The organism is Paenibacillus sp. OSY-SE (genome assembly GCF_000283315.1).
GTDB classification, from domain to species: domain Bacteria; phylum Bacillota; class Bacilli; order Paenibacillales; family Paenibacillaceae; genus Paenibacillus_B; species Paenibacillus_B profundus.
In genome coordinates this window covers 1-7,247 of the sequence record NZ_ALKF01000108.1, presented here as the reverse complement: position 1 = coordinate 7,247, position 7,247 = coordinate 1, and the positions used below count along the sequence as shown (strand labels likewise).

At 49.5% G+C, this 7,247-nt stretch carries 2 protein-coding genes; both read left to right on the top strand.

Going from position 1 to position 7,247, the window contains the following annotated elements:
* Positions 1 to 521, top strand: a 521-nt coding sequence (locus A372_RS35210; protein WP_157259377.1) for an acyl carrier protein, incomplete at its 5' end; no start/stop codon positions are given.
* The coding region (locus A372_RS32810) for a type I polyketide synthase (protein ID WP_019418956.1) at positions 472 to 7,247 on the top strand (6,776 nt) is incomplete at its 3' end. The genes A372_RS35210 and A372_RS32810, both read left to right, overlap by 50 nt.

Genomic DNA, 7,247 nt, shown 5'->3' with positions numbered 1-7,247 from the left:
AAGGCAGACGGTTGGAGATGAAGGGCTGGACGCTAGAGCAATGTGTGCTGTGGGAATTAAAAGATACGATTAATCAGATTCTTAAAATTCCGCAGGAGAAGCTGGATGCAGATGAGAATCTAGAGAGCTTTGGCTTTGACTCCATAAGCTTGGTGGAGTTTGCAGGTGTTTTAAGCGAGCGTTATGAGCTGGAAATCACCCCCGACCTCTTTTTTGGTTACCCGACGCTCGAGGGATTGAGTGACTATTTACGTACCCAATATCCTGAGCAGATGACACAGTTCTATCAGGAGGAGGAACTTGTTCCTGCGGTAGCAAAGGAAAAAGTGGTATCCAAGACAACGAGTGAGCGTACAGTCAGAAAAGTCAGTCAGCCTCGTTCTGGCAGAAAAGGCAGGAGTGACAGCGAGGCCGAACCGATTGCGATCATCGGGATGAGCGGCAGGTTCCCGGATGCGTGGAATGTAGGAGTTGTGGTCGATCCTGCTGGAAGGCAGGGAAGTCATCCGCAAGGCCCCTAAAGAGCGTGCTGAATGGTCGGAAGAGTATGGGCATGCGGAGAATGGAACGGAAACGGGCAAGAGAATGGGGTTTGTTCCGGGAGTAGCCGAGTTTGACCCGCTCTTTTTCGAAATATCGCCGCGGGAAGCGGAGATGATGGACCCTAGACAGAGGCTGCTGCTGCAGGAATCATGGAAAGCGTTGGAGGATGCGGGCTATGGGTCCAAACAGATCACCGGTGAAAAGATCGGGATGTTTGTGGGAGTCGAAGAGGGAGATTATCAGCTGCTGGTGGGGAATGAGGGAGGTATCACCTCCAATAATAATGCAATTCTGGCCGCGAGACTGGCCTATTTCCTGAATTTGGACGGGCCGAATATGGCCATCAATACAGCTTGTTCTTCTGGCTTGGTAGCTGTACACCAAGCCTGCTTAAGTTTGCGGAATGGAGAATGTGATACAGCCATTGTGGCGGGGGCTAATCTCACGCTTACGCCTAATGGCTATTTGGCGATGGAGAAAGCAGGAATGCTGTCTCCGGATGGGAAGTGCCATGCCTTTGATAAGCGCGCCGACGGGATTGTGCCTGCGGAAGCTGTGGCCGTAGTGGTGTTAAAGCGTCTCTCGCAAGCAGAAGCGGATCGGGATCCGGTGTATGCAACGATTGTGGGAAGCGGAATCAACTATGATGGGAAGACCAACGGCATTACGGCTCCGAGCGGCCGCTCCCAGACCAAGCTCTTGAAGGAAGTATATAATCGTTTCCATATCCAACCGGAAGAGATCAGCCATATCGTTACCCATGGAACCGGGACCAAGTTGGGAGACCCGATCGAGATCAATGCGTTAGTGGATGCATTCAAGAACACCACTGGCAAGGGCTACTGTGCCTTAACCTCGACCAAGTCCAATCTGGGCCATTCCTTGGCGGCATCAGGCATCGTAAGCCTGATCAGTCTGGCGCTGTCTCTGAGAAAGGAGACCATCCCCGCCAGCATTAACTGTGAACAGGTTAACGATTATATCCGCTGGGAGGATAGCCCGTTCTATGTCAACCGGGAGCGGAAGGAATGGACGGATCAGGAAGGAAAGCGGAGACTGGGCGGAGTGAGTGCCTTTGGCATAAGTGGTACAAATGCGCATGTGGTGCTTCAAAGCTATGGTTCGGAAAGCAGCGATAAGGGACGCGTCGCCGCGCAAGAGCCTATGCCTTATTACCTGCTCGCCTTCTCAGCCAAAACTCCTGAATCGCTGCAGAAGCGGATTCAGGATCTGGCGGAGATGCTGGAAGCGAAACAGGAGATCGGAGCAGGGGGTCTATCTGCAATCAGTTATACGCTGTTGGAAGGCAGGCAGCATTTTAACCATCGATGTGCGGTTGTCATTCGGGATCGTGAGGATGCCATTCGAATGCTAAAACTGGCCGGGGGCAAGGAGCGCTTGCCAAACCTGTTCATGGGCTTAGTGGCGAGGGACTTCACCAACCAGGCAGCCATTCGCAAATCTGCGGAAGATATGCTGAAACAGAGCCGAGCGGCTGTTGCCGATCCGAATCAATATCAGGAGATCCTCTATGCACTGGCTGAGCTGTATTGCCAGGGCTATGAGATGACTTGGCAGGGTCTTTTTGGCGATACGGCACCTTCCCGGATCAGCCTGCCGACTTATCCGTTCGCCAATGAAAAATATTGGACGCCGGAGATGAAATTAACCCAGGCAGCAACTCAATTCAAATCGAACATCATGCATCCGTTACTCCATCAGAACACCTCCGACCTGTCGGAACAGAGATACAGCAGTAGTTTTACCGGGGAGGAGTTCTTCCTGGCGGATCATGTCATTAAAGGGAAACGGGTGTTGCCAGGAGTAGCCTATCTGGAAATGGCGCGGGCGGCAGTGCAGCAAGCAACCGGGAATATAACCGAAGATTGGACCGGTATTCGGTTGAAAAACATCGTCTGGGCCCAGTCGATTGCAGTCACTGGGCAACCGATCAACGTGCATATCGGACTCTACCCGGAGAATAACGGGGAGGTCGCTTATGAAATTTATACCGAAACAGAAGCTGGGAGCAATGGTTCCATCGTTCACAGCCAGGGCAGTGCGGTACTCGTTACGGGTGGAGCAACGCCTTCTATAGATTTGGCATCCATCCAAGCCCAATGCACCGAAGCGCTCACTTCTGCCCAATGTTATGAGGCATTTGGAAGGATGGGAATCGATTACGGTCCGGGGCACCGGGGGATTGAAGAAATCCGGATGGGACAAGACCAAGTTTTGGCCAAGCTCACCATGCCTATTGCCATAATGGATACTCTTGGCCAATACATCTTGCATCCATGTATCATGGATGCGGCTTTGCAGGCGTCCATCGGATTTCTAATCAACACCACTGAACGATCGGAAACGGGAAATCATCTAAAACCGATTCTGCCATTTGCGATGGAAGAACTGGAGATATATAACCGCTGCGCCTCGTTGATGTGGGCGGTGATTAAGAAAGGAAATACCAATAAGCAATTAATCAAACTGGATATCGACCTATGTGATGAATTCGGGAATGTCTGTGTCCGTTTGAAAGGATATACTTCGCGTGTATTGGAAGGGGAAGTCAGTTCAGTGGAAGAAGCGGCCAATGGGACCATGATGATGCAAATGGATTGGGAAGAGCAGCAGACTCCTGCGGAAACATCATCCATTGAATACGTCCAACAGTTGGTGATTTTCTGTGAACTGGATAACGTCCCGGAAGATTTGAAATATCAACAAAACGGTGTCGCTGCCCCCCTTCGCAGCCTTAACCTGAATTGCACGCAGCAAGGAATTGATTTACGATTCCAATTCTATGCCGGTAAAGTTTTTGAAGAAATTCAAAGCATACTTATGGAGAAAACTGGAGGCAAGGTGTTGGTCCAGGTCGTCGTTCCTTACCAAGAGGGGCGGCCACTTTACAGCGGATTATCAGGGCTGTTGAAAACTGCTATGAAGGAGAACCCGAAACTCATCACGCAGATGATCGAGATGGAACCAAGCGAAGATCCTTCCAGAATCATTGCCAAACTCAAGGCGGAAAGCAATAGTCCGACAGATAACCATATTCTGTACCAGGATGGGAAACGATATCTCCCTGTGTGGAAGCAGACGGAAGCAACGGGAGAAACCGGCTTACCTTGGAAAGAAGGAGGGATTTACCTCATCACCGGAGGAGCCGGAGGACTGGGACGGATATTTGCGAAAGAAATTGCGGAACAAGTCAAGGATGCTACACTCATCCTGACAGGACGTTCGCCGTTGAGTGAGCGTATCTTGGCGCAACTTCAAGCGATTCAGGAGTTAGGTGCGCATGTTGAATACCGACAGATGAATGTCGGGGATAAGACTGAGGTGCAAGGATTAATCCGAAAGCTACTGGAGGAATTCGGCGGTTTGGACGGGATCATCCATAGCGCCGGAATCATTAAAGACAACTACATTATCAAAAAAACAATGAATGAATTTATGGAAGTCCTGGCGCCGAAAGTATCAGGGTTAGTGAACTTGGACGAAGCAACCAAGGACATTCCGCTTGACTTTTTTATATTCTTCTCTTCACTGACGGGAAGCCTGGGCAACGCTGGGCAAGCAGATTACGCCGCGGCCAATGCCTTCATGGACATGTATGCTGGACATCGGAACGACCTCGTTAAGCAAGGCCAACGATGGGGAAAGACTCAATCAATCAACTGGCCGTTATGGCAGGAAGGCGGAATGAAAATTGATGCGGAGGCAGAGAGAATGATGGAGCAAACCACCGGATTAACCGCTCTGCCGACCACAAGCGGAATTCAGGCTTTCTACCAATGCTGGACCTCGGGACAGGGTCAAATCATGTGCATGGCAGGGGACTCTAACAAACTTCGGGCTGTAATTGAGAAACCAGTTCCGAGCAAAAACTTAGCCAAATATCAATCCGCTGTGAAAGAAGAAAATAGAACGGTTCCGGAAACAGATCAAGAAATTCTTCGGGAAAAAGTGGCCAATTATTTAAAAACAATTCTATCAAATACAATCAAACTACCGGTTCAAGTCATAGAAGCGGATGCACCGATGGAGGAATACGGTATCGATTCAATCCTAGTCATGCAACTGACTAACCAATTGGAGGAAATTTTCGGGTCATTATCCAAGACCTTATTCTTTGAATACCAAACCATTTGGGAATTAAGCGGCTACTTTTTAGAATCTTATCGGGAACAGCTCAAGGAAGTGATAGGCACCGAAGCCAAAGTGGCGGTAACACTAGAAAACAGCAAAGAAGTCACCAAAGAAGTCACGCAGGCGGAACAGGTGGTGCAACCGATCACCCGAAGCCGGAGACAAATAAGATTTGTAAAACAACAAGCGGCCTTCGAAGAAGATACACACCGCGGCGCTCTGGATATCGCCATCATCGGAGTATCAGGACGGTATCCGCAAGCACGGAATATTCAAGAGTTTTGGGATATTTTGCGTAACGGAACTGACTGTATTACCGAAATTCCCAAAGAGCGTTGGGACCACAGTCTCTACTTCAACGAAGACAAAAGCAAACCCGGGAAAACTTACTGCAAATGGGGAGGATTCCTGGAAGGAGTAGACCGGTTCGATCCCCTATTCTTTAACATCTCTCCCCGGGAAGCGGAAATCATGGATCCCCAGGAGAGGTTATTTTTAGAATGTGTTTACGAAACCCTGGAAGATGCGGGATATACCCGAGAAGAGCTCGCGAAAGGTCAAGGGTTGGGGTTGAAAGGCAATGTTGGAGTCTATGTCGGAGTAATGTACGACGAGTACCAGCTCTACGGAGCACAGGAACAGAGCCGGGGGAGACCGATCGCCTTAGCGGGGAGCCAAGCCTCGATCGCCAACCGGGTATCATATTACTGTAATTTCCATGGGCCAAGCATGGCGATCGACACCATGTGCTCCTCCTCTTTAACTTCAATCCACCTGGCTTGTGAGAGTCTGAAACATGGGGGTTGCGATGTTGCCATCGCCGGAGGAGTGAATATCTCAATTCATCCGAATAAATACCTGTTGCTGGCCCAGGGCAAATTTTCCTCCAGCAAAGGACGGTGTGAAAGTTTCGGTGAAGGAGGAGATGGCTACGTACCGGGAGAAGGAGTCGGAGCGGTGCTGCTTAAACCGTTATCGAAAGCCATCGCCGACGGGGATCACATTTATGGAGTCATCAAAGGAACTGCAGTCAATCACGGAGGAAAGACAAACGGATACACAGTGCCTAATCCGAATGCCCAAAGCGGAGTTATCCGCCAAGCACTGAAAGGAGCAGGTATCGATCCGAGCACAATCAGTTACATCGAAGCACACGGTACAGGGACTTCATTAGGGGACCCGATCGAAATTACGGGATTAACAAATGTATTCCAAGAACATACCCAGAACAAGCAATTTTGCGCCATCGGGTCGGTCAAATCGAATATCGGACATCTCGAGAGTGCGGCGGGGATTGCTGGAGTGACCAAAGTACTGCTGCAACTGAAGCATGGCCAAATAGCGCCATCCTTGCATTCGAGGGTTTTAAATCGGTTTATCGATTTTGAAGAGACCCCGTTCGTGGTTCAGCAAGAGCTCGGGGAGTGGGTACGGCCGGTTTCAGATGAAAATGGAGTAAACAGAGAATACCCGAGAAGAGCAGGGATATCATCCTTTGGAGCGGGAGGCTCCAACGCCCATGTGGTGATCGAAGAATATTTACCGCGAGAGAACAAGCAGCCAACGATACAGAACCCTGTGATTATTGTTTTATCGGCTAAAAGCAAGGAACAACTGACAGAACAAGCTAGGCGTTTAAAGGAAGCTATCCTAGTGAATCAGTACAGTGACACTGATTTGCCGGCCATTGCCTATACCCTCCAATTAGGGCGGGAAGCAATGGAACACCGGTTTGGATTGATAGTGGCAACCGTGAAGGAACTGGAGGAGAGGCTGACTGATTTCACAGAAGGCCGGGAAGATATCGAAAATAGCTATCAAGGGCAAGTGAATCGGAATAATGAGAGTTTAGCAGTCTTGGCAAATGATGAAGATATGGTCAGAACCATCGACGCCTGGGCAACCAAAGGGAAATATGGAAAATTGCTGGGCTTGTGGGTGAAAGGGTTGAGTTTTAATTGGAATGAGTTATATAGCAATACTAAACCCTGCCGGATAAGCCTGCCGACCTATCCGTTTGCCCGGGAAAAATACTGGGCACCGTCAAACATGGAACAGACATACAATCAAAGGGGCCAGCGCGGTGTTATCCATCCGCTCGTGAATGAGAACACATCAGGACTTTCCGGCCAGCGCTTTAGTTCCACGTTTACAGGCGGAGAGGGTTTCTTGACTGACGAAGGGATGGAGGGGCAAAAACGATTGCCAGAGGCAGCACATTTAGAGATGGCGCGTGCGGCAGTAGCTCTTTCATTGGATGACAAGGGTACAGGTATTCTGCTCAAGGATGTAATCTGGAATGAACCGGTTATAGGGAATGAGAATGGGAAGCAAGTCCATATTGCCCTCTATCCAGGTGACCATGATGATGAGATTGATTGGGAGATCTATGAGGGATCAGAGGATAAGGAAGGCGTCATCGTAAACAGTGAGGGAAAAGCGAAACGTCAGTCGGTTGTCCAAACAAGGTCACTCGACATCAATGCCCTGCAGTCGCTTTGTTCGCATAAGGTCAATATTCATACTGGGAAAGATAAAGAAAACATCAATTC